This is a genomic window from Psychrobacter sp. AOP3-A1-26 (assembly GCF_052378235.1).
Taxonomy (GTDB): Bacteria; Pseudomonadota; Gammaproteobacteria; order Pseudomonadales; family Moraxellaceae; genus Psychrobacter.
In genome coordinates this window covers 16039-38348 of the sequence record NZ_JBQSXN010000018.1, presented here as the reverse complement: position 1 = coordinate 38348, position 22310 = coordinate 16039, and the positions used below count along the sequence as shown (strand labels likewise).

17 protein-coding genes and 1 pseudogene are annotated in these 22310 nt (G+C 44.4%); 7 read left to right on the top strand and 11 right to left on the bottom strand.

Annotated features, from left to right (window positions below):
* Positions 1-58: 58 nt before the first annotated feature.
* Together hutH and hutU are read right to left on the bottom strand one after the other, a co-directional pair.
* Positions 59-1621, bottom strand: coding sequence for a histidine ammonia-lyase (gene hutH, locus ACT3TU_RS05110; protein WP_192529271.1), 1563 nt, complete (start codon positions 1619-1621; stop codon positions 59-61).
* Between the two features lie 47 nt (positions 1622-1668).
* Positions 1669-3402: a urocanate hydratase gene (gene hutU / locus ACT3TU_RS05105; RefSeq protein ID WP_192529270.1), complete on the bottom strand. Its 1734-nt coding sequence runs from the start codon at positions 3400-3402 to the stop codon at positions 1669-1671.
* A 268-nt stretch (positions 3403-3670) separates the two neighbouring features.
* Between hutU and ACT3TU_RS05100 the strand changes: the two genes are divergently transcribed.
* Positions 3671-4450: a UTRA domain-containing protein gene (locus ACT3TU_RS05100; protein ID WP_444784107.1), complete on the top strand. Its 780-nt coding sequence runs from the start codon at positions 3671-3673 to the stop codon at positions 4448-4450.
* Positions 4451-4467: 17 nt separating this feature from the next.
* Here the strand turns inward: ACT3TU_RS05100 and ACT3TU_RS05095 are convergent, their stop codons facing one another.
* The 5 genes from ACT3TU_RS05095 to ACT3TU_RS05075 form a co-directional block, all read right to left on the bottom strand.
* Entirely contained in the window at positions 4468-5169 is a 702-nt protein-coding gene (locus tag ACT3TU_RS05095; protein WP_444784106.1) for a DUF1003 domain-containing protein, read from the bottom strand.
* A 56-nt stretch (positions 5170-5225) separates the two neighbouring features.
* Positions 5226-5897: a c-type cytochrome gene (locus ACT3TU_RS05090; protein ID WP_444784105.1), complete on the bottom strand. Its 672-nt coding sequence runs from the start codon at positions 5895-5897 to the stop codon at positions 5226-5228.
* 72 nt (positions 5898-5969) lie between these two features.
* Positions 5970-7586 (bottom strand): flavin monoamine oxidase family protein, encoded by a 1617-nt coding sequence (locus ACT3TU_RS05085; protein ID WP_444784104.1) that lies wholly within the window; start codon positions 7584-7586, stop codon positions 5970-5972.
* A gap of 72 nt (positions 7587-7658) precedes the next feature.
* A complete protein-coding gene (locus ACT3TU_RS05080; protein WP_444784103.1) occupies positions 7659-9059 on the bottom strand; it encodes a cytochrome c in 1401 nt (466 codons plus the stop codon).
* 84 nt (positions 9060-9143) lie between these two features.
* Complete coding sequence (locus ACT3TU_RS05075; RefSeq protein WP_444784102.1) at positions 9144-9758, bottom strand: YceI family protein; 615 nt, start codon at positions 9756-9758, stop codon at positions 9144-9146.
* Positions 9759-10299: 541 nt separating this feature from the next.
* On the opposite strand from ACT3TU_RS05075, the gene ACT3TU_RS05070 reads away from it, so the two are divergent.
* Positions 10300-11664 carry an MBL fold metallo-hydrolase gene (locus tag ACT3TU_RS05070; protein WP_444784101.1) on the top strand — a complete coding sequence of 455 codons (1365 nt, stop codon included), beginning with the start codon at positions 10300-10302 and terminating at the stop codon, positions 11662-11664.
* A 103-nt stretch (positions 11665-11767) separates the two neighbouring features.
* On the opposite strand, the gene ACT3TU_RS05065 is transcribed toward ACT3TU_RS05070, so the two are convergent.
* The 3 genes from ACT3TU_RS05065 to ACT3TU_RS05055 form a co-directional block, all read right to left on the bottom strand.
* Positions 11768-12613: an IclR family transcriptional regulator gene (locus ACT3TU_RS05065; protein WP_201625588.1), complete on the bottom strand. Its 846-nt coding sequence runs from the start codon at positions 12611-12613 to the stop codon at positions 11768-11770.
* 141 nt (positions 12614-12754) lie between these two features.
* On the bottom strand, positions 12755-14020 hold the full coding sequence (locus ACT3TU_RS05060) for an MFS transporter (protein ID WP_201625587.1): 1266 nt from the start codon (positions 14018-14020) through the stop codon (positions 12755-12757).
* Between the two features lie 155 nt (positions 14021-14175).
* On the bottom strand, positions 14176-15330 hold the full coding sequence (locus ACT3TU_RS05055; protein WP_068407388.1) for an acyl-CoA dehydrogenase family protein: 1155 nt from the start codon (positions 15328-15330) through the stop codon (positions 14176-14178).
* 334 nt (positions 15331-15664) lie between these two features.
* On the opposite strand from ACT3TU_RS05055, the gene ACT3TU_RS05050 reads away from it, so the two are divergent.
* On the top strand, positions 15665-16441 hold the full coding sequence (locus ACT3TU_RS05050) for an enoyl-CoA hydratase (RefSeq protein WP_413500387.1): 777 nt from the start codon (positions 15665-15667) through the stop codon (positions 16439-16441).
* Between the two features lie 65 nt (positions 16442-16506).
* On the top strand, positions 16507-17775 hold the full coding sequence (locus ACT3TU_RS05045; RefSeq protein ID WP_444784100.1) for a 3-hydroxyacyl-CoA dehydrogenase: 1269 nt from the start codon (positions 16507-16509) through the stop codon (positions 17773-17775).
* Here ACT3TU_RS05045 and ACT3TU_RS05040 read toward each other — a convergent pair.
* Positions 17772-18698 (bottom strand): IS30 family transposase, encoded by a 927-nt coding sequence (locus ACT3TU_RS05040; RefSeq protein ID WP_192528957.1) that lies wholly within the window; start codon positions 18696-18698, stop codon positions 17772-17774. The genes ACT3TU_RS05045 and ACT3TU_RS05040 overlap by 4 nt on opposite strands.
* A 139-nt stretch (positions 18699-18837) precedes the next feature.
* Here ACT3TU_RS05040 and ACT3TU_RS05035 point away from each other — a divergent pair.
* The 3 genes and pseudogenes from ACT3TU_RS05035 to ACT3TU_RS05025 all read left to right on the top strand — a co-directional run.
* Positions 18838-19158, top strand: a pseudogene (locus ACT3TU_RS05035) (3-hydroxyacyl-CoA dehydrogenase family protein); the annotation flags it as partial.
* 90 nt (positions 19159-19248) lie between these two features.
* Positions 19249-20451, top strand: a complete 1203-nt coding sequence (locus tag ACT3TU_RS05030) for a 3-oxoadipyl-CoA thiolase (protein WP_444784099.1) — start codon at positions 19249-19251, stop codon at positions 20449-20451.
* Between the two features lie 81 nt (positions 20452-20532).
* A complete protein-coding gene (locus tag ACT3TU_RS05025) occupies positions 20533-22269 on the top strand; it encodes a fatty acid--CoA ligase (RefSeq protein WP_444784098.1) in 1737 nt (578 codons plus the stop codon).
* The last annotated feature ends 41 nt before the right edge of the window (positions 22270-22310 follow it).

Genomic DNA, 22310 nt, shown 5'->3' with positions numbered 1-22310 from the left:
TGGTCTACACCAATAAAATTAGATAATTGAGAGTGGATTTTAAATATATAAAACTTTCCTATTTAGACTCGTACCAATCGCTACGCAGTGATTGCCAATATTCGGTGAGCGTACCATCTAATACCAGTTGCTTTGCTGCTTCAATATCAGGCGCTAGGTAGCGATCTTTATCATAAAAAGTGACTTGCTCGCGTAGTTTCTGATGCGCTGTCTGTAACGACTCTGAGGTATCTAGTCCACAGTAAAAATCGATACCTTGACCAGCAGCCAAGAGCTCAATGCCGATAATGGTGGCGGTATTTTGCGCCATCTCATATAGGCGTCGCGCACAATAAGTGGCCATCGATACATGGTCTTCTTGGTTGGCAGAGGTTGGAATACTATCGACACTGCCTGGATGGGCGATAGACTTGTTCTCTGAAGCCAGAGCCGCTGCCGTCACATGAGCAATCATAAAGCCTGAGTTTACCCCCGCATTATCAACTAAGAATGGTGGTAAGCCACCTGACAAGGTTGCATCAATCAATAAAGCCACACGGCGCTCAGACATAGAACCAATCTCAGCAATCGCCAAGGCTAAAATATCTGCGGCAAAGGCAACTGGCTCAGCATGGAAGTTACCACCTGAGATAGCAACAGGACCATCATCGTTGTTAAAAATAAGTGGGTTATCAGTTACCGCGTTAGATTCAATTAATAAAGTCTTGCCTGCTTGGTTGATGATATCAAGGCAAGCGCCCATGACTTGTGGCTGGCAACGCAAGCAATAAGGGTCTTGTACTCTATCGTCTTGCTCGCCATCATGGGAGGCACGGATAGCACTGCCTTTAATCAGCTGACGATGCGCTTTGGCAATTTCAATTTGACCATGATGACCACGCACTTCATGAATACGTGCGTCAAATGGGGCATCTGAGCCTTTGGCGGCATCAATAGACATGGAGCCGACGATGGTGGCTGTCTCAAGTAAATCTTGTGCTAAGAAATAACCACGCAATGCCAATGCGGTTGAGACCTGCGTACCGTTAATAAGGGCAAGACCTTCTTTGGCTGCTAGGGTAATGGGCTCAAGACCATGCTGCGCTAACGCATCAGCAGCAGGTACTTTTTTGCCGCCAACATAGACATCGCCTTCGCCCATCATAGCCAGTGTCATATGCGATAAAGGTGCTAAGTCACCAGAGGCGCCAACGGAGCCTTTAGCCGGAATGTTTGGGGTAATTTGATTGTTAATCAAACCGAGTAGGCTATCGACCACGACGCGGCGGACGCCAGAGACGCCTTGCGCGAGGCTTGCAACTTTCATCACCATAATTAGCCGAACTACATTGTCTGGCAGCGCCTCGCCAGTACCCACTGAGTGAGAAACGATAAGGTTACGCTGGAGTAGCTCAAGCTGATCATCACTGATACGGGTTTTTGCCAACAGACCAAAACCGGTATTGATACCATAAGCGCTCTTATCACGGCGGATAATCGTTTGTACATCTTCATGCGAGGCATCTATCGCTTCATAAGCGCTTTCAGGTAGTGTCAGTATGACAGGTCGCTCATAAATATCGCGCAACATCTCGAAGCTTAATTGGCGCGGGTGTAGGGTTAGTTTTTTGATAGTGGTCATGCGAGTTATCCTAGTTATTTATTTTTATAGTGTAAAAGTGGTTTGTTCTATTTAATCATCGGTAGCTTTAAGCCATAATCTTTGGCAGTTTTAATCGCTAGCTCGTAGCCTGCATCTGCATGACGCATAACGCCAGAACCACAATCATTGACTAATACTCGTGCCAAGCGTTTGGCTGCCGCATCAGTACCATCAGCGACGATGACCATGCCTGAGTGCTGTGAGTACCCCATACCTACGCCACCGCCATGATGCAATGATACCCAAGTGGCACCGCCTGCGACATTGAGCATGCCGTTCAATAGTGCCCAATCTGACACCGCATCTGAGCCATCTTTCATACTTTCTGTTTCGCGGTTCGGGCTGGCAACAGAGCCAGTATCCAAATGGTCACGACCGATAACGATAGGACCTTTTAATTCACCGTTTTTGACCATCTGATTAAAAGCAAGACCTGCTTTGTCACGTTCACCAAGACCTAACCAGCAGATACGTGCTGGCAAACCTTGAAACTGAATGCGCTCTTTTGCCATGTCTAACCAGCGATGAATATGCTGATTTTCAGGGAACAGCTCTTTAATCTTTTGATCGGTTTTGTAGATATCTTCTGGATCGCCTGATAATGCTACCCAGCGGAATGGCCCTTTACCTTGGCAAAACAGCGGACGAATATAGGCGGGCACAAAACCCGGGAAATTAAAGGCATTTTTTACCCCTTCATCAAAGGCAACTTGACGAATGTTATTGCCATAATCAGTCGTTGGAATGTCCATTGCTTGCAAGTCTAGCATCGCCTGTACGTGTACGGCACAAGACGCGGCGGCATCTTTGGTTAATGCCTCATGTTGCTCTGGATTTTCTTGTGCCGCTTTCCACTCTTCAACTGTCCAACCACTTGGCAGATAGCCATTGATTAAATCATGAGCTGAGGTTTGGTCAGTGACCAAGTCAGGTTTTATCTCGCCTGCATTGGCACGCTTGACCATCTCAGGCAAGATGTCTGCGGCATTGCCAAGTAGGGCGATAGAAACCGCTTCACCCGCGTCCGTATGTTGTTTAATAAGCTCATAAGCGTGGTCAAGATTGTCAGCTTGTTTATCGACGTAACCCGTACGCAAACGGAAATCAATACTAGACTGCTGGCACTCGATGTTTAGAGAGGTCGCGCCAGCAAAGGTCGCGGCTAATGGCTGAGCACCACCCATACCGCCAAGACCAGCGGTCAAAATCCAACGTCCTGCCCAGCTGCCATCATAATGCTGACGACCAGCTTCGACAAAAGTCTCATAAGTGCCTTGGACGATGCCTTGAGTGCCGATATAAATCCAGCTTCCGGCAGTCATTTGTCCATACATAAATAAGTCTTTGCGATCAAGCTCATTGAAATGCTCCCACGTTGCCCAACGCGGGACAAGATTGGAGTTGGCAATTAATACGCGCGGCGCATTTTCATGAGTTTGAAAGACGCCAACAGGCTTACCAGATTGCACTAATAGTGTCTCATCGTCTTCTAATTCTTTGAGTGACGCGAGGATTTGATCATAGCTTTCCCAGTTACGGGCTGCGCGTCCGATACCGCCATACACAACCAAGCTTTTTGGGTTTTCAGCGACGTCAGGGTGTAAGTTGTTTTGTAGCATGCGATAAGGGGCTTCGGTCAGCCAACTTTTGCAGTTTAATGTACTGCCAGTAGGTGCAGCGATATTGCGACTTTCGTCACGGCGGGTGAATTTATTATTGTTGCTTGTGGCGTTTCTGCTCAATCCATTATCGGTAGTCATACTCAAATCCTTGTGATTGTTTATACAATTTACTAGTTGCCGTTTGTTGGCAACATTATTTGGTGGTATTATTAATTTGTATATACAAATTATCAAAGATAGTTTTTTCATGCAAGCATTTTTTTATCAGCAGCTAAATTATTTATAAGACTGATTTATTCGATTGGCTGCTCTCATGGTGATTATGATAATTGTCATGATATTATGTCAGCACTTGCATAGTTGTATTCGGTGGTTAAAGGTAAGCATGACAAAGGTGAAGCGTGATATGACAAAAACAGTTCCAGCCTATCAGCGGATTAAAAACGCAATCTTAGATAATATTCATTCTGGAAAATGGCAGGCGGGCGCAGCTATCTCCACCGAAATGGCGCTGGCAGAAGAGTTTAGCGTCTCGCGAATGACAGTAAACCGCGCCCTAAAAGAACTAAGCGAGGAGCGAGTATTAGAGCGTCGGCAAGGGTCGGGGACATTTGTCGCACAGCAGCAGTTTAATCATACCTTCGTAGAAGTGCGCAATATTGCTCAAGATTTGAAATCGGCCAATCGCGATTATCAGGCACAAGTGGTCAGTAAACGCGCTATTACTGCAAGCATGTTAGACGATGATATGCGCCGTAAATTTGGTATTGATGAAGCGGTTATACCTTCTAATTCTAAGGGTGATGATTCAAAGGACACTGATAACAATACTAATAGCGCTGTAGCAGCGATTTTATATGAAGTAAAAATCATCCATTTTGCGGATGGTCAGCCGATACAGTTTGAAGAGCGCTGGGTCGATGCGGCAAAAGTGCCAGAATTTATTGAGCAAGATTTTAGTGTGGTCAATACCAGTGATTATCTCATTGCTAAGAGTCCGCTTGAGCGTGGTAGCTACACCATTCGAGCATTAGCAGCGCCCGATGGGATTGCTGATGCACTACAGATTGCCCCTCAGTCACCGACGTTAGTATTGTGTCGTCAGACTTATTCGGCTGGTCAAGTATTAACCTTTGTGAAGATGTGGCATGCAGGCGATCGATACCAGTTCTCGGGAGAGTTATAGTTTTTATTGAGGTTGTCCTATTGCTTTTTGCTCATTTCAGATAATAAGTCGAGTTGTATTTCTTGTATCTCAGCGAGTCTATCCCATTGATGCATTAAAAGATGATCCAATTTTTCATGCAAGTGTTGGATTTCAAGCTCAGCTTTTAAGTTAATTTGATAGTCATTTTCTGAACGTAACCGGTCTTTGGTTTCTTGCCTGTTTTGGCTCATCATAATCACAGGTGCTTGAATGGCAGCGATACAGGATAATATTAAATTCAATAGAATAAACGGGTAGGGATCAGCAGGACGGGTGACCATCACCACAGTATTGACGATGATCCAAATGGCTAGAAAAATAGCAAAACAGATGAGAAATGACCAACTACCACCAAAGGTTGCAATTTTATCTGCCAATCGTTCACCGAAAGTCCATTTTTGCTCTAGAGTCTTATCAATATTTTTGGTGATGAGTTCATGCTGTTGCATGCTTTTAATTAGTTCAGATTCAAGAACGGTCACCTCGCCTTTTTCAGACGTTAGCGATGAGTGCACATACTGCATTCGATACTTACTTAAATCTGTTTGGCAAATATAATCTGTAGGTAAGCATTCAGGGAAATCATGTAAAATCTCTTCTGTAATTGCCTGTCGTATGGTCCCTATAGGGGTAAGGGCTTTTATAGGATAATTTTGCCCACAGACAATACAGTGATAAACGCCACTTTTTTTATTCATCGCCATATTCCTTTAATGAAGCTGTTTTTACAATAAAACCATTTTTTATAATAAAATTATTCACTAGGGTCTGCACCCGGCGGGAAGTCATGACGCAGCTGCGCGACATTGGCAGCAGTCACTTTATCTGTAAAACCATTTAAATCACTGTGTACATATTGAGTGACCGCTGCGATTTGCTCATCATTCATCATGCTATGAAATGAGGGCATACCGCGCAAGCCATTGATGACGACGCTAATAATGTAGTATTTAGACTGCATTTTGCTGTTGTTCGAGAGTGGCGGATAGTAACCCGCTCCTTGTGCGCCTTCGCCTTTAGACATATGACAGCCTGCGCAAGAGTCGTCGTAAAGTTTTTTGCCATCATTACTAAAAAACCCCGTTTTACCTTGTGCGCTGCCTTCAAATTTGGTCAGCCACTTTTGCAAATTTGTATCATTACTCATCTTTGCTATCGAGCTGACATCGACAATATTCATGGGCGGGCGAGTAAGCTCTTCTTTGGACATATAAACCGCGCCCCAAGCGCCATTATTACGGCTGGCCTGATTGTCAAAACTGTCATCCAAGACCATCGCCGTTGCTTGCAGGCTAGCAATGGTAGGAGCGCTGGTTTTAGTATATTGACTACAGCCTGATATAAAAGCCGTGCCACTTATTATTAATATAACCGGCAAGTGAGATGACTTATATAAGTTTAAATGCTTTGATTTTACTTTTATCATGCCTGCTTACCTTAATTTTATACTGACTAAATACTGTCTGCTAACCAATGATTTTAAAAGTTGTTTATTAAACTAGCCTAGTTTTTTAGCTTTTTGATGTAAGCGTTTGGCGGCATCTAGACCCGAGAGTATGGCGCCTTCTTGCCAAGCAGGAATGTGCGAGCAGTGTTCGCCTGCTAATACAATTCGGTGGTCGATGGCACATAACGTATCGTAGTATTGCTCGCGGCTTGACTCACTCCAAAGCCCATAGCAGCCAAGTGACCAAGGGATACGATGCCAAGCGACTGAGGTACCTGAGCGAAACTCTTTGGTATATTGCGGATGAATGCGTTTGCCATATTCTAATGCCGCGTTGATGCGCTCTTTTGGCGTTAAGGAGTTAAACTTATAAGACGCTTCGCCAAAGCCATAAGCGCCAAGTAACACGCCCGACCCTGAGGTAAATAAATCTTGGGAAGGATAAGAGATTTGGGTAATCGGCAGATCAGTATAAGTGATGCCGCCATAAATCCATTCGTCCTCCTCCCAAAAGCGCCGTTTAAACTCAAGCCCGACTTTAAAGGAGCTATCGTAAGGGACAGCCGCCATCGCTTGCTTCATCGGCTCTGACACATTGATATTAATTTGCGTCAATACCGATAACGGAATCGTGCAAATACACCAATCGGCGCGAATGCTTTTAGTGCTACCTTCAGAATTACTGCTTTTAGCGTTAGCTGTATCGACATAATCAACGGTAACGCCGCTTTCATCTTGATGGATCTTAGTGACTTTGGCATTGAACTCAATCATATCGCGACACACGCGGGTGAAAGCATCGCCAATTTCCCCCATACCGCCAACAGGCTGGAACATCGCGGGTTGATGCACGTAAACGGTATAATTGGTGTAGAGATCCGCCCACATGCCTGAATCTAATAGTTTATGCATCGGTATCGGTGTTGAAGGCTTGGCAGCAGGCATAAGCCCGCCACCGGGATAAACGCTATAGCCACGATGTTTACTGGTCTCGGCGCTTTTGACATAACGATAATTATTATCCAGCACACCCCAACCTTTAAGACCTTCTAATAGTTTTCCTTTATCCTCTTGAGTAACGGTATCATCTAAGCGGCCTTTATTGACGGCTTTGGATAATAGCTCAGACACATAGCCGCGAATATCGCTTTGCACTTCACCCAAGCGCTGCGGCGCACCATTAAAATGATTGGTACGGTGCAAATAAGCGCGGTCATTGGTTTGAATAAACGGTTGCAGGGCGACATTAAACTTTTTGCAATAATGAAACACCGCATAGTGATGCACGGGCAATCGCCAAGGTCCACCGTTGAAGTAATTGCCTTTTTTAAAGTCGCAAGTGACTTCTTCGCCGCCAAGCTCGGTATATTTATCGCCGCTATTTAGCGTCCAGCTGCGTCCGCCACCACGATTTTGGTATTCAAGTACCGTCACTTTATAACCTGCTTTACGTAACTCGTAAGCTGCCGTAAGCCCGCCCAATCCTGCACCAAGGATAACGATGCTAGCGCCAGCAGGTGCGCCTTTCAGCTCTATCTCTTGATTAAAGCTCGACTCGGAGGCGAAACCTAATGCAGTCATCGCTTGATACATAGCGGTTGCGCCAGCAGTTTTACCTATCATGGCGAGCAGTTGTCGCCGTGTCGGGGAGGACAGCAAGTCTTTCATTTAATCATCCTTATCGGGCTTATCATAAGTAGTACGCAATGAGAAAGTCAGGAGGTTTGGGTTTCTATAGGTTTAGCTTTTCTCTTTGATCACACGTTTAACCTCTGCAGCAGTGACTTCGCTACTAGGCAAACCGCCGAAATTGACGCGTACGTAATTGGCAATACGGGCTATCTGTGTATGGCTTAAGTCTTTCTTAAAACCGGGCATTTTGGGCGCCGTATTAAAAGCACCTTTTGCGCCAAAAGCAATCACGCCAATAAGCGCGTCAGGCTTAGCACGGCGAATGCTACTTAAGCCAACGATGGATGCATAACGGGCATCAGGCTGCGCATAACCGTCAACGCCATGACAACTAGCGCAGTGAGTGAGATATAAGGATTTTGGCGAATCGCTACTATTAATAGAGCTGTTGCTTACGCTACTAGTAGCAGGGGTCGCATTGGCTTTTGCCTCGGCCAGATAGTCTTTTTGCTCAAGTAAGTTATAAATAATAGAAGGGCTGATAGGATTTGGCAGCTTTGCAACATTGACGGGTATCAAATAATCATCCGTCTGAATGGTGGGTACGACTTTTAGATAATTGGCCATTGCGCTCAAATCTGCATCAGTAAGATAACGCGTACTATGAGCAACCGCTTCTGCCATAGGGCCACCTGCATAAGCCCGTTTATCGAGCTTGCCAGTACGCAAATAGATGACGATGTCGCGCTCACTCCAACGCCCAATACCAGTCTCATTATCAGGGGTGATGTTAGGCGCGAACCATTTACCAAGTGGCGCACCAGAGAGATAGCGAGCGTTATCAAGACCTTGGGTGAGATTGCGCGGCGTATGGCAAGTACCGCAGTGCTCTAGGTTATTAACCAGATACTCGCCGCGCTGCTGTATTGGCGTAAGATCATCACGATTCTCGGTAGCGGGCACATTGATAAGATTCCAAGCCAGCATTAAGCTGCGAATGTTTAAAGGGAAAGGTAGATGAGTTGCTTTTTCAGGTGGTTTGTCGACGATAGGAACAGTCTGAAAATAAGCAAATAAGGCACTGATATCAGCATCGCTCATACCGTGGTAGGACGGATAGGGCATAGCGGGATACAGCTGACGACCTAGGGCACGACCCTTACGTAGCGCTTTCTTAAGGTCAGCTTTGGTATAGTTGCCAATGCCATAGCGCTTGGACGGCGTGATATTGGTCGAATAAATATCGCCGATAGGCGTTTCGATGGCCACGCCGCCGCTGTAATCCTCGCGGTGGCAAGCCATACAATCGGCAGTTCGCGCCACATAAGCGCCGCGATTGGCTAAATCGCTGTTACTAGGGCTGACATTAGGCAAGCTAATTTTAGCCGGCAAGTCAGTTATAGGAGGGTCCATATCTTTAGCCATAGCAGCGCTCGAATCAGGGCTGTAGGTCGCGCTAAAAATCAAGCTAAATGCCAATGCTGACATCGTGATAGAAAGTGGCTTCATAATATCCTTATAACCCTAAGCAAATAATGCCAGTCAATCATCCTTGATTGCTCTTACTAAAATAAAACTATTTGCCCGTAATAGCTACTGTTTCATCGCTTCAACTTGAACGTCTAAATCAAGATTTTTGCTGAGACCAAACCATGAATATTTATTTATATTCCAATTGGTTCGGTCTATCGTGGTGGAAAACGCCCCAGTACAAACCTCATTTTTGGCAGTAGCGCTTAGATAACAGTCGAATGCATTGGCGGTGAGACTGATAGGATGGGTCACACCATGTAAGGTTAAATTGCCATCTACACGCGTCACCTTACTTTTATTAAAGTGCCAGCTGGTGGATTGAAAGTGAGCAGAGGGAAAGCGCTCTATATCGAAAAAATCGACCCCTTTTAAACTTTTGCTAAAAATATTACTGCCCGTATCCAAAGAGTTAATAGGTATAATTAATGAGATATCACCTGCTTTTAAAATTGCATCGTATTGCAATTGTCCTTTGACCTGATAGAAGCCGCCGGTCATAGCAGGACTTTTAAAACGTTTAATGGCAAAGCTTACATTTGTGTTATTCGGATTAATGATATAACTGGCCGCATAACTACCACCTATGGTGTTCACCATAATTAATAACATTAAGAGCGGCGGTAAGTAGCGGTTTTGTTTATTCTCTAATTTTTTATTCCTTAATATAGTGCTCATCGCCAGCTTCCTTTTAGTATTTAGCCGTAAGTATTCATCCATAAATGACGAGCGTAATCGATGCTTTTAGCCAGCCTAGTGTAGGAGATGGAAAGGAGTTGGCACTTAAATAAGAGTATAGGCTTGATGTTATTAAGAAAGCGTTAAGATAGTTTAATGAGAATGCTATAAAAATATAAGAAAGCGTTAAAGACGCCATTTTTGATTGAAGTGTCTTCGCTGAGAATACCGTAATAATTCTAAATTTCCGCAAGTCGTTAGCCTTGGCTCTAGATACGAAAGAGCAACTACGAAAGAGCAACTACGAAAGAGCAACTACGAAAGAGCAACTACGAAAGGCGAATTGTTAATATGTGTTGTTGTATATTGATATATGACAATTATTCGTGCTAGCTTTAAAAGCATCTAATCATTTATCGAATTTGAGGTTTTCCAATAAAAACGGCTTTATTTTGAATTGATTATTTAAAATAATTTGTTTGCGCAAAATCAAATGCAATCTGCGGTTGAAAATTGGTCTACCTCAAACAAGGAGACAGCTATGCTGCTCGAAAAAATAAAAACACCGGGTCTTGCTCATCTGTCTTATTTAGTGGGATCAGGCGGGCAAGCGGCAGTGATAGATCCACGTCGTGATTGCGCGATTTATGTGGAGAAAGCTCGCGCAGCAGGTCTTGAAATTACCCATATATTTGAAACCCATCGCAATGAAGATTTGGTTTCTGGCGCCCCCATTTTAGCAGACATGACAGGGGCAACTGTATTGCATGGGCCCAATCCTGAACAGCCCATAGTCTATGCTCAAACAGTACGTGACGGTGATTGCTTTGCCATTGGCCAGCTTAAAATCCAAGTGCTAGAAACGCCCGGCCATACCGATGATCACCTTGCCTACGCGCTATTCGATACTGCTTATCCAGACAAGGCGGTGGGTGTTTTTACAGGTGATGCTTTATTTGTGGGAGATGTTGGTCGAACTGACTTTTATCCTGAGCGGCGTGAGGAAGTCGCGGGTCTGCTGTATGATTCACTACAAAAAATACTGGCGCTGGGGGGTCAGGCGATTATATATCCCGCTCATGGTGCGGGATCTGTGTGCGGCTCAAGCATGGCAGAACGCGAGTTTTCTACCGTCGGCCATGAGAGAGTGAATAACCCACGTTTACAGATGACGGATCGTGAGGCCTTTATTCAGTTTAAAGTCAGCGAGAACCATTACCAGCCGCCGTATTTTAGGCTGATGGAGCGGCTCAATATGGAAGGTGGTGAGGCGCCACCGCCGGTCATGCGCCCGCGTCATCTGTCGCTAAAGCAACTTCAAAGCTGCACGGCTGACCATCTGATCGATATTCGCGAGCCAATGGCGTATGCTGCTGGTCATTTTCCGCGGTCAATGAGTTTGCCTGTCGGTATGATATCTGCTTTTGCGGGCTGGTTCATCGGTGAAGGGGAAAGTATGGTGCTGATTGCCTCAGATGAAGAGCAGCTTGCCACGGCAATGGCGCATCTGGTAAGAATCGCCTTTGATAACATTATGGGTGGTTATGTTGGCGTAGTACCGGCAGCGGCTCAGGGTCAGGAGATGCAACGAACCCCTATGATTGACACCGCTGAGGTTGAAGCACGTTTGATGAATAATAAAGGCAAAGAGGACAACAATTGGACACTGCTTGACGTTCGAGACGTTGACGAGCGCGCTGCCACAGCGATTGAAGGGTCACGGCATATTTATGTCGGTCAACTGAACGAGCGCTGGCACGAACTTGATAAAAATCATCACTATACTCTGATGTGTGCCAGTGGCGCGCGGGCGACGGTAGCCGCTGGTTGGCTAGCAAGCCGAGGGTTCGATAATATTGATATTTATCTCGGCTCTATGGGTGCATGGAAAGCAGAGCATGATTGATATAAAGTGGCTTACATATTTATTAAAAGTTGCAATAGGTATATGAAATACTTACGACCATCATCACTGAATCCATAGCCAATTAACAACCAATAGTGCCGTCTTAGCTGATATAAAGGTTGTCTTCAATACTGTTTTTCATATGCAACAGACGAGGGGCGATATCTTCCTCGAGTTTGTCACGGCTAAGGACAAAGTTTGGTGCGCCGCAATTAAAGGTCAGTAGACCTTCAGTCGGATGCATCAAGGCCGTGGCAACTGCATTGACGTCTTTTTGCCATTCACTAATCGAAAAACAGTACCCATAATCATCATAATCTTTAAAGGCTTTGTCCAGTCCTCGCCTAATTTTTAGCCAATCATCTTTATGCTTAGTACGAATAGCATCAAGAATAAACTCTTGCTCCGCTTGCGGCATACTGGCCAAACAGGCTCTTCCCATTGAGCTTAAATGAATAGGTAAGTACGAGCCGACATTGCGCCGCATCGTAGTGGTGCTTGAGCCTTGTACGACATTGAGATATACCATCGTCAGGCGATCACGAGTTGCCATAGCAACGGCACTGTTAGCATAATCTGCCAGCTCTTCCATGTACGGCGTGACCAAATTATTGATAGAGATATTCGCCATCATTGTATAGCCAAATCCCAACACACCTACAGAGAGCTGATATTTACTACTGTTTGTCGATTGCTTTAAATATCCTAACTTGACTAAGGTATAAGTGAGACGCGTGATTGTGCCTTTCGGAAGCCCTGTTAATTGGCTTAAGTCTTGGTTGCCAAGATAAGGACGCTGCGGGGTAAAACAACGCAGCAGCTCAAGTCCTCGAGCCAAAGCGGTGACAAATTGCCTGTCATTTTGATCTCTCATCTCTGCAATGGGCTCTAGCAATTCAATATGCGTTGTATTGTTAGTGCCTTCATCCATAAGGTTTTTAGTTGTCATATATTATTTTTAATCTCAATCAAGTTAATATAAATATGATAGTAGTCGGTATCTTTATTCATACTATATTAAAGATGCCATTAAATTCTTAACACAGTTATTATAAGCTATTTCGCTATGCGGTATATATATTGAGTAATATTACGCCTTTTGTGGGTCGTACTGTTGTTCTTTAATGAACAAGGTTGGGATAAGACCACATAAGAAGTACGCGCCTGCCATCAGCAACAAACCTGCGCCGATAGAGTTTTGCATGGCCATATAACCAATGGCGACGGGTGCAATAACCGAGCCCAAGCGTCCGATATTGAATGCCCCGCCAATAGCAGTACCTCGAATAGCAGTAGGAAAGCTTTCTGTTAAATAGGTGGCATTGATAGCATAAGGGATGCCATATAAGAAACCAAAGGTTAACATGAGCCAACCGATGTTTTCGGGGGTATGGAAATATACCAATACTGGAATAAAGAGCGCCGTACCCATAGTACCGAATGCAAAGACTATTTTACGCCCAATTTTATCCGCCACTAAACCTGCCACGACTTTAGCAAACATCATGGTCAGATAAGTGCCCGCCATATATAGCGCCATCTCTTTAAATTTGATACCCAATTCAGTTTCTAGGTAAGAAGGTAGCCAGTTGCTGACCCCGAAATAGCCAAATAATAAAAGACCTGAACTCATTGACCATAAGATGAACATGATGCGATGTTTAGGATTTTCAAATATGGCTTTATAAGGATTTTCAGGTTTTTGTAGCGAATCTTTTGCCCCACTGAGTTTAAGAGCACGTGCCGCTTTCCAAGAATTTGGTTCAGGTATAAGAAAGTACATGGCTATCGATAGAATAATAGGTAAAAACGTTAACAGGTATAGTGTGCGCCAACCATAACTTGGAATAATCCAAGCTGAGATGCTGGTGATAACCAAAGACCCTAAGGTAAAGCCTGTCATCAATGCGGCAAGTACCGTCGTTCGATGTTTGGTAGGTACCATCTCAGACATCAAGGTATTGGTGGCAATGTATAAGCTGCCAAGACCCAAACAAGCGGTGAATCTTAATGCTACAAACTGCTCATAGCTTTGCACAAATCCACTAAAGCCAGACAGAAGGGAGAAGAGCGCTGTCGCAAGCACGATAACACGCACTCGACCAAAACGGTCACAGGCCCAACCACCGAAAAACCCACCGATGGCCATGCCAAATAAGGACCAACTGCCTAAAGCGCCCGCTTGTACATTGGTCAACCCAAATTCTAGCTTTATACTTGAAAGTGTGAAGGCGAGAATACCAATATCGGCTCCATCACATAATAAAACGAGAAAACAAAAAAAGAAGGCCAATTTCCAAGGCTGTTTTTGCACAGGAATTAAGCTCGGATTTGAAATTATAGCGGCACTTTTCACAATTTATATCCTTATTGTTGTGAGAGTAAAAGACTATGAGCATATGGGTATAGTGACGTTACTCAGGTATCTGCATCCCAGCAAATACCTCAATACGCTTTAATAATGTAAATACCTGTTACTAATCAAATAACTAGCATTTAAATAAGTGAAAACTACTCGCTCACCTCTTTAATCATATTGCGAGCAATGATGATTTGCTGAATCTGAGTAGTCCCTTCATATAAACGATATAAGCGCACATCACGATAAAAACGCTCAATACCATAGTCGGCGATATAACCAGCACCGCCATGAATTTGTACCGCTCTATCAGCGACGCGGCCGCACATTTCAGTGGCAAACATCTTGGCACATGACGACTCGGTAACGACGTCTTTACCTTCATCGCGCAGGCGTGAAGCATCTAATACCATAGATTTGGCCGCATAAATCTCTGCTTTTGAATCAGCAAGCATCGCTTGAATAAGCTGAAAGTTGGCAATCGGTTGCCCAAATTGCTTACGCTCCACCGCATAACGTAGCGCATCATCTAGCATTCGAGTAGCGGCTCCGGTACTTGCGGCGGCGATATGTAAGCGCCCTTTATCAAGGACTTTCATGGCAGTTTTGAAACCTACACCCTCAACACCACCTATTAAAGCGCTAGCAGGAACGACGCAGTTATCAAAAATCACATCACAGGTATGAGCGCCTTTTTGCCCCATTTTTTTGTCAATTTTGCCAAGCGTAATACCAGGGGTATCGCTCTCAACGATAAATGCTGAAATACCACCCGACCTTTTATTGTCAGGGTCAGTACGTGCCATGACGGTAAATATACCGGCTTGAGGGGCATTGGTTATATAACGCTTGGTGCCATTAAGTACATAGTTGTCACCATCTTTAATAGCTGTGGTTCGGAGTGAAGCAGCATCTGAGCCTGACTCTGGTTCGGTCAAGCAAAAAGAGCCGATGATTTCACCACTGGCAAGTCTTGGTAGATATTTTCGTTTTTGTTCTTCGGTGCCATCAATCACAAGACCAGATGAACCAATACCGTTATTTGTCCCTATTAATGAGCGAAAAGCGGGTGAGGTGCGTCCCAATTCAAATGCCAGTGTGACTTCTTCTTCCATAGTAACGCCAAGCCCGCCGTACTCTTCGGGAATGGTCAGTCCAAACAGCCCTAATTCACGCATCTGGCTGATGATCTCTTCTGGTAGACGGTCGTTTTCTGCTACCCAATCTTCTTTCGGTATCAATTGATTGTTTACAAACTGACGAACAGTTTGGACGATATGGTCGAGTACTTCCTTATCTCTAATCATGTAGTTCTTCCTTGTTGAAATAATATCTAATATTGCTAATAGGGACTTTATGGTTAATTCGAACAAACAGCATAATGGATACTTTATTAAAATACAATACTTTTGGTTTAAAAAACCGCAATGCGGTATTTATTAAGAGTAAATATTTTTAATTTAGGGTTTATTTCTGAATTTAACTGGGTTCTTCTCTTCACAAATGGAAATAAACAGTATATATTGGCACTAGATATCGCTATGCGGTATTAATTACACAATTTTAAGGTGTTTTAAGGATTGCCGTATTTTGCTTAAGGGCACTGTTTAAATTAAAGGACACCATTTAAAGGATGGCATCATGGAAGAGCAAATAATTTTAATTGAGCAGCAAGTAAATGGCGTTTGCGTGATAAGGCTTAATCGTCCTAAGGTTCGAAATGCTTTAAATACCGAATTACGTCAGAAACTGGCAGATATTTTTATCCAATTAAACGATGACCCTCAGATTAAAGCTATTGTGCTGACGGGCGGTGACAAAGTGTTCGCCGCGGGCGCTGATATCAATGATTTCTTAACCGCAAAAACGGTTGATGTGTATCTCCGTCATAGCGAACGTTATTGGGATGCCATCACCAATTGCCGTAAGCCGATTATTGCAGCGGTCAATGGTTATGCCCTTGGCGGCGGCTGTGAGCTTGCTATGCATGCCGACATCATCGTCGCTGGTAAGTCGGCTAAGTTTGGCCAACCAGAAATCAAAATTGGGCTGATGCCAGGAGCAGGGGGCACGCAGCGGCTGTTTCGCGTGATTGGCAAACATAAAGCCATGAAGCTGATATTAACGGGCGACATGATAAGTGCTGATGCAGCGGATCAAATGGGATTGGTTTCTGAAGTGGTCGAAGATGAAGCGACTATCAAACGTGCTATTGAAATCGCTGAACAACTCGCAGGGTATTCACCGATTGCGTTAACTCAAATCAAAGAAGTTGCCAACCTCGGGGTAGACATGCCGCTACAAGCCGCATTGGCTCTAGAGCGTAAAGCCTTTCAGATTTTATTTGATACAGAAGATCAAAAAGAAGGCGCGAAAGCCTTTTTAGAAAAACGTAGTGCTGAATACAAAGGACAGTAGCTTGTTGAGACAAACATAGGCATAGCTAAATCAATTTTCAAAACGAGAGCATATAAAGGATTATTATGACCGTGAACACATTGGCCATTATTGGTACAGGCATTATGGGTATGGGTATCGCCCAAATCGCAGCGCAAGCGGGCATTCAAGTACTTTTATTTGATGCCAAAGCGGGCGCTGCCGAGCAAGGACGCCAATCCCTTCAAGCGACCCTCGAAAAACTAGCGGCCAAAGGTAAATTCACCGACGAGCAGCTACAGTCTACTTTAGCCAATCTGACCGTGATTGAAAATATAGCCAAAATTGCCGAGGTAGATGTCGTAATCGAAGCGATTATCGAAAATTTAGAAATAAAACAACAGCTTTTTAAACAACTAGAAAGCATTGTTCCTGCTGAGACGATTTTGGCGACCAATACTTCATCACTAGCAGTGACCGCGATTGCCTCCGATTGTGAGCACCCAGAGCGCGTAGCAGGATTTCACTTCTTTAACCCTGTGCCGCTAATGAAAATCGTTGAAGTGATTCCGGGTATCTCAACCAAGCCTTCAGTGGTAGAGACGCTTACAACTCTAGCCAAACGCATGGGGCATTTAGGGGTAGTGGCAAAAGACACCCCAGGGTTTATTGTCAATCATGGCGGCAGAGCTTATGGCACGGAGGCCTTAAAAATATTAGGCGAGGGAGTCGCTAGTTTTGAGGATATAGATCTTATTTTACGTGAAGGGGCTGGCTTTCGAATGGGACCGTTTGAGCTGCTTGATCTCACTGGTATCGACGTATCGCATCCAGTTATGGAGTCTGTTTATAACCAGTATTATTCTGAGCCTCGCTATCGTCCGCATCCCTTAACCCGTCAAATGCTAATAGGAAAAAAGCTTGGCCGCAAAGTCGGTGAAGGCTTTTATCACTACACAGAAAATAAAAAACAAGATGGTCAAAAAGTAACAGTAGACCCTTCCAAACAATTACCTTTTAAGACAGATTCCGATATCTCAAACCTCTCAGTTTGGATTGGGGCGGATTTAGCAGAAGATAAACAACAACTGGTTGATTATCTAAGCGCTAATAACATCACTATCGACGATAACGATAAGCCAAACTCTGACAGTTTGATATTGCTGGCTATTTATGGTGACGATACCACCAATGCGGCTATTCGCTATCAGGTTAATCCTAAACAAGCGGTTGCCATCGATATGCTGGCTGACTTATCCAAGCATCGTACTCTCATGCCAAGTATCGTCACGCAAGATAACTTTGTAGCGCAAGCTTATGCCCTATTTGGCAGAAATAATAAGTTTCCTAGATTAACACACCAAGTGCAACGCTAAGTAATAGAATAGAACATCTGGTTTGGCGTTTTAAACCCCAAACGCTTTCTTGGTCTGTTGTTTAACCTGTCTTCAATGTTTTGAACCTCATCATCAGATACTTGTCTAAAGTCACATCCTTTAGGCAAGTACTCTCTAATCAAGCCATTGGTATTTTCGTTTGTTCCTCGTTGCCATGAGGCATAAGCATCAGCAAAGTAGAACCCACTATAGAGTCTTTGCTTAATGGCTTTATGATCCGCAAATTCCTTGCCATTATCGGACGTAATCGTCTTAACGTGTAGTTTCACTGGAGTTAGCATTACCACCATCGCATCCGCGACCAGATGAGCACTCTTTTTAGTCACTCGCTTCATCTTAACCAAACCTGTCTTTCGCTCTACCACTGTCACGATAGCTTGTTTGTGGTTTTTACCAATGATGGTGTCTGCTTCCCAATCACCGATGCGGGATCGCTCTTTTACTACATGAGGGCGCTCATGAATTGAGATCCTGTCATTAATACGCCCACGAGTCTCAGTGGTAAGCCTTTGACGATAGGGTTTGGCTTTGCGTCTTAAATATTGCCATAGCGTGCCGCCTTGCCTCTTATCCGTCCATAAGTAACGATAGATACTCATGTGACTGACTCCACTATGAACGCCTGCTATTTGCTCAGGACTCCACTGCAGTTTAAGCTTAGTCACGACCCAGTCCCAGACGTTTAAAATGATGGTGAAGGCATTATTTGCTCGCCTCGCTTTAGCGGTGTTGTCTGCATGCTTTGCTCGGTAGCCTCGTAGGCTTTTATTGCGTCTAAGCTCTCTTGATATGGTGCTGGGACTTCTGCCTAATGCCCCTGCTATAAATTTAATACTATGTTGTGCCCCTCTAAGGGCATAAATCTGATATCGTTCCTCTAGGCTTAGATGTGTATAGCTCATGGTTGCAATCTCACTTTGGCGGTGGATAGTAGCTTTGATGCTAGCGCATCTAGGCCTCTTTTTCACCTGCTCTTTGATATTGCACTTCATGTGTTAATCTAAGTTTGATAAAAGCTCGAATGAAGGCTCAAATGCTAGTGTCGATGCCACGTTAATTACTGAAAGCACTGGCTTTGTAGCACAGCGAGTCGTGTCGATGGTGATTAACTTAGGCTGTGATATTGCGATGCAAGGTATTGCGTCTCCTGAAGATATCGATAATGCCGTTAAGATTGGATTGGGTTATCCGTATGGCCCTATCTCATGGGGGAATGAGCTTGGTGCCAAGCGAATTTTACTGATTTTAGAACGCATGTATGGGTTAACGGGTGATCCGCGTTATCGTCCTAGCCCATGGCTGCAACGCCGCGCCACCCTAGGTGTTTCACTGTTTACTCAGCAAAATAATTATTCAAGCTAATGGCTTATTAATGATTTAGCGCGCCCAAGTACAGTTACGAAACCATATATTTCAATAAGACAAACTCTCAAAACACAACAAGGAAAAGTTATGTTAGACGCCTATATTTATGACGGATTAAGAAGCCCTTTTGGTCGCCATGGAGGCGCATTAGCCACCGTTCGTCCTGATGACATGATTGCGACAGTAATGAAAGCTTTGGTCGAAAAGCATCAATTACCTAATGATATCTTTGATGAAGTGCTGATCGGTAATACCAATCAAGCTGGTGAGGACTCACGCAATATCGCCCGCAATGCTGCGTTATTGGCAGGATTAGATGTCAAAACACCCGGTCAAACCGTCAATCGCTTATGCGCTTCAGGACTATCTACTGTCATTGATGCCGCTCGTAGTATTACTTGTCATGAGGGGGATATATTTTTAGCAGGGGGCGTTGAGTCCATGACCCGCGCACCCTTTGTATTTGCCAAAACCGAGCAGCCTTTTAGTCGTGAATTTAAAGTATTTGATACCACCATTGGCAGCCGCTTCCCCAATCCTATCATCGAAAAACAGTTTGGTAGCGATAGCATGCCGCAAACGGGTGATAATGTCGCTCGCAAATATGGTATCACTCGCGAAGAAGCGGATAAATTTGCAGCAGCCTCGCAAGCTAAATACCAAGCGGCAAAACAAGCTGGGTTCTTCAACGATGAAATAACCCCAATTATGGTATCGCAAGGTAAAAAACTACCAGAAAAAGCAATAGTAGAAGATGAGCATCCTCGTGCCAGCTCTACTGTTGAGGCCTTGCAAAAACTTAAACCGTTGAATGAAAGTGGGGTGGTCACAGCAGGTAATGCGTCAGGTATCAATGATGGCGCAGCGGCGCTGATTATTGGGTCTAAGCAGGCAGAAGAAAAGTTGGGCTTTAAGCCTATTGCCAAGATTCTGTCATCTGGTGCTATGGGTGTTGAGCCGAATATTATGGGCGTAGGCCCTGTTGAGGCTATTAAACTGGCGTTGAAACGCGCTGACTTGACCCTTGATGATATGTCCATTATTGAAATTAATGAAGCATTTGCCTCGCAAGTACTCGGCTGTCTAAAAGGTTTAGACATTGATTTTGATGACAGGCGTGTCAACCCCAATGGCGGTGCGATTGCCGTCGGACATCCGCTGGGTGCATCAGGCGCAAGACTTGCGTTAAGTACGGCGCGTGAGCTACAGCGTACGGGCGAAAAATACGCGGTGGTCAGTTTATGTATTGGCATTGGGCAAGGGCTTGCCATGGTGATAGAACGAGTCTAAGCGTTTTAAACTACCTTTATTTCAAGCTACCTTTACTATTACTGCCCTCGCCATACTATTTTATTATCAAGGACGACAATAATGACTTCTATACTCAACCAACATGAGGACTACCAGCAAGCTCAAGAAGCGTATGGTTTTCCTCTGATTATCAAACAGCTGCTAAACCGTGCAAAAATTGCCTCTACTGATCAAACCATTAGTTATGCCGATAAGGTCACTTATACCTATGCTGAATTTTTTAAGCGGGTTAATCGCTTGGCAAACGTCCTGAAAAACATGGGGTTGCAAGCAGGTGACGTGGTTGCGGTTATGGATTGGGACAGTCATCGTTACCTTGAAGCGTATTTTGCCGTGCCGATGTCTGGCATGATTTTGCAAACGGTCAATGTACGCTTGGCCGAAGATAAAGTGCTGTATACCATCAACCACGCCAAACCCAAAGCCTTGCTCTTAAATGCTGAATTTGAGCCAATGGCTAAAAACTATCGTCATGAAGCCCCTTCTATTGAGAAGATTATTTGGCTCGATGACACTGGCTTTGATGATGCTGGCTTTGATGATGCTGAGTATGCCGAAGAGGATACAAAAAACGGTACAAAAACTGAGCAAGCTAGCATGCCAGATTATGTCGAAGGTGAGTATGAAGCCCTGCTAGCAGCTGCCAGCGATGCGTTTAACTTTCCAGACTTCGATGAAAATACCATCGCCACCACATTTTATACCAGTGGCACGACTGGAGATCCAAAAGGGGTTTTCTTTACCCATCGACAGATCGTATTACAGACGCTGGCAAGCACGCTAGCATCCGCGCTAAACGCTGAAGGTCAAGGCGCGCGCTACAATGATGTGTACATGCCAATGACGCCATTATTCCATGTGCATGCATGGTGCTGGCCGTATGGGGCAACCATGATAGGGCTTAAACAAGTATATCCAGGACGCTATCTAGCCCCAATGTTGGTGGATTTAATTGAGCAGCACAAAGTCACGCTTTCACATGGTGTTCCTGCGATTTTACAGATGCTATTAAAAGAGATGGCAGCACGAGGACGTAAGTTTGATGGTCTGAAGTTGTTACTCGGTGGCTCAAAGCTGAATGAAGGTTTGGCTAAAGCGGCCATTGAAAGCGGTATTGAGTTTATGTCTGGATTTGGGATGTCAGAATCTTGTCCCGTGTTATCGAGAGCGGTATTTGATGATAAAACGGACTCGATGGAAATGAAAGAGCAGCTTAATTATCGTTGTCTGTCTGGCTCACCGATTATGCTCGTCTCAATGGAAATCTGGGATGAAAACGGCAAAGCTTTACCAATGGATGGTGAGTCGACAGGGGAACTTGTGATTCGAGCACCATGGCTGACTCAAAGCTATTTCAAAAACTCAGATGCTGGTAATGAGCTATGGCGCGGTGGCTGGATGCATACCCAAGATATCGCCTCTATCTCCTCTGACGGTACTCTAAGCATTACGGATCGATTAAAAGATGTGATTAAGTCTGGTGGCGAGTGGGTATCCTCGCTTGAAGTTGAGACTATTTTATCCTTTCACCCGAGTGTCGCTGATGTTGCCGTGATTGGAGTGCCAGATGAAAGATGGGGCGAACGACCTTTAGCATTGGTGGTTTTAAAACCTGAATATGTAGACACCAAAGCGGATGACATTTTAGCCTTAGGCCATCAAGCCGTGGAAAAAGGCCATTTACCAAAGTATGGCGTGCCAAGTGAAATCAAGTTTTTAGTAGAAATGCCAAAAACCAGTGTGGGTAAGCTTGATAAAAAAAGAATGCGCATGATGTACGCAGAAAAACTGATTTAATTCAAAATAGGTCTTTCAATGACTTTAAAACAATCATTCAA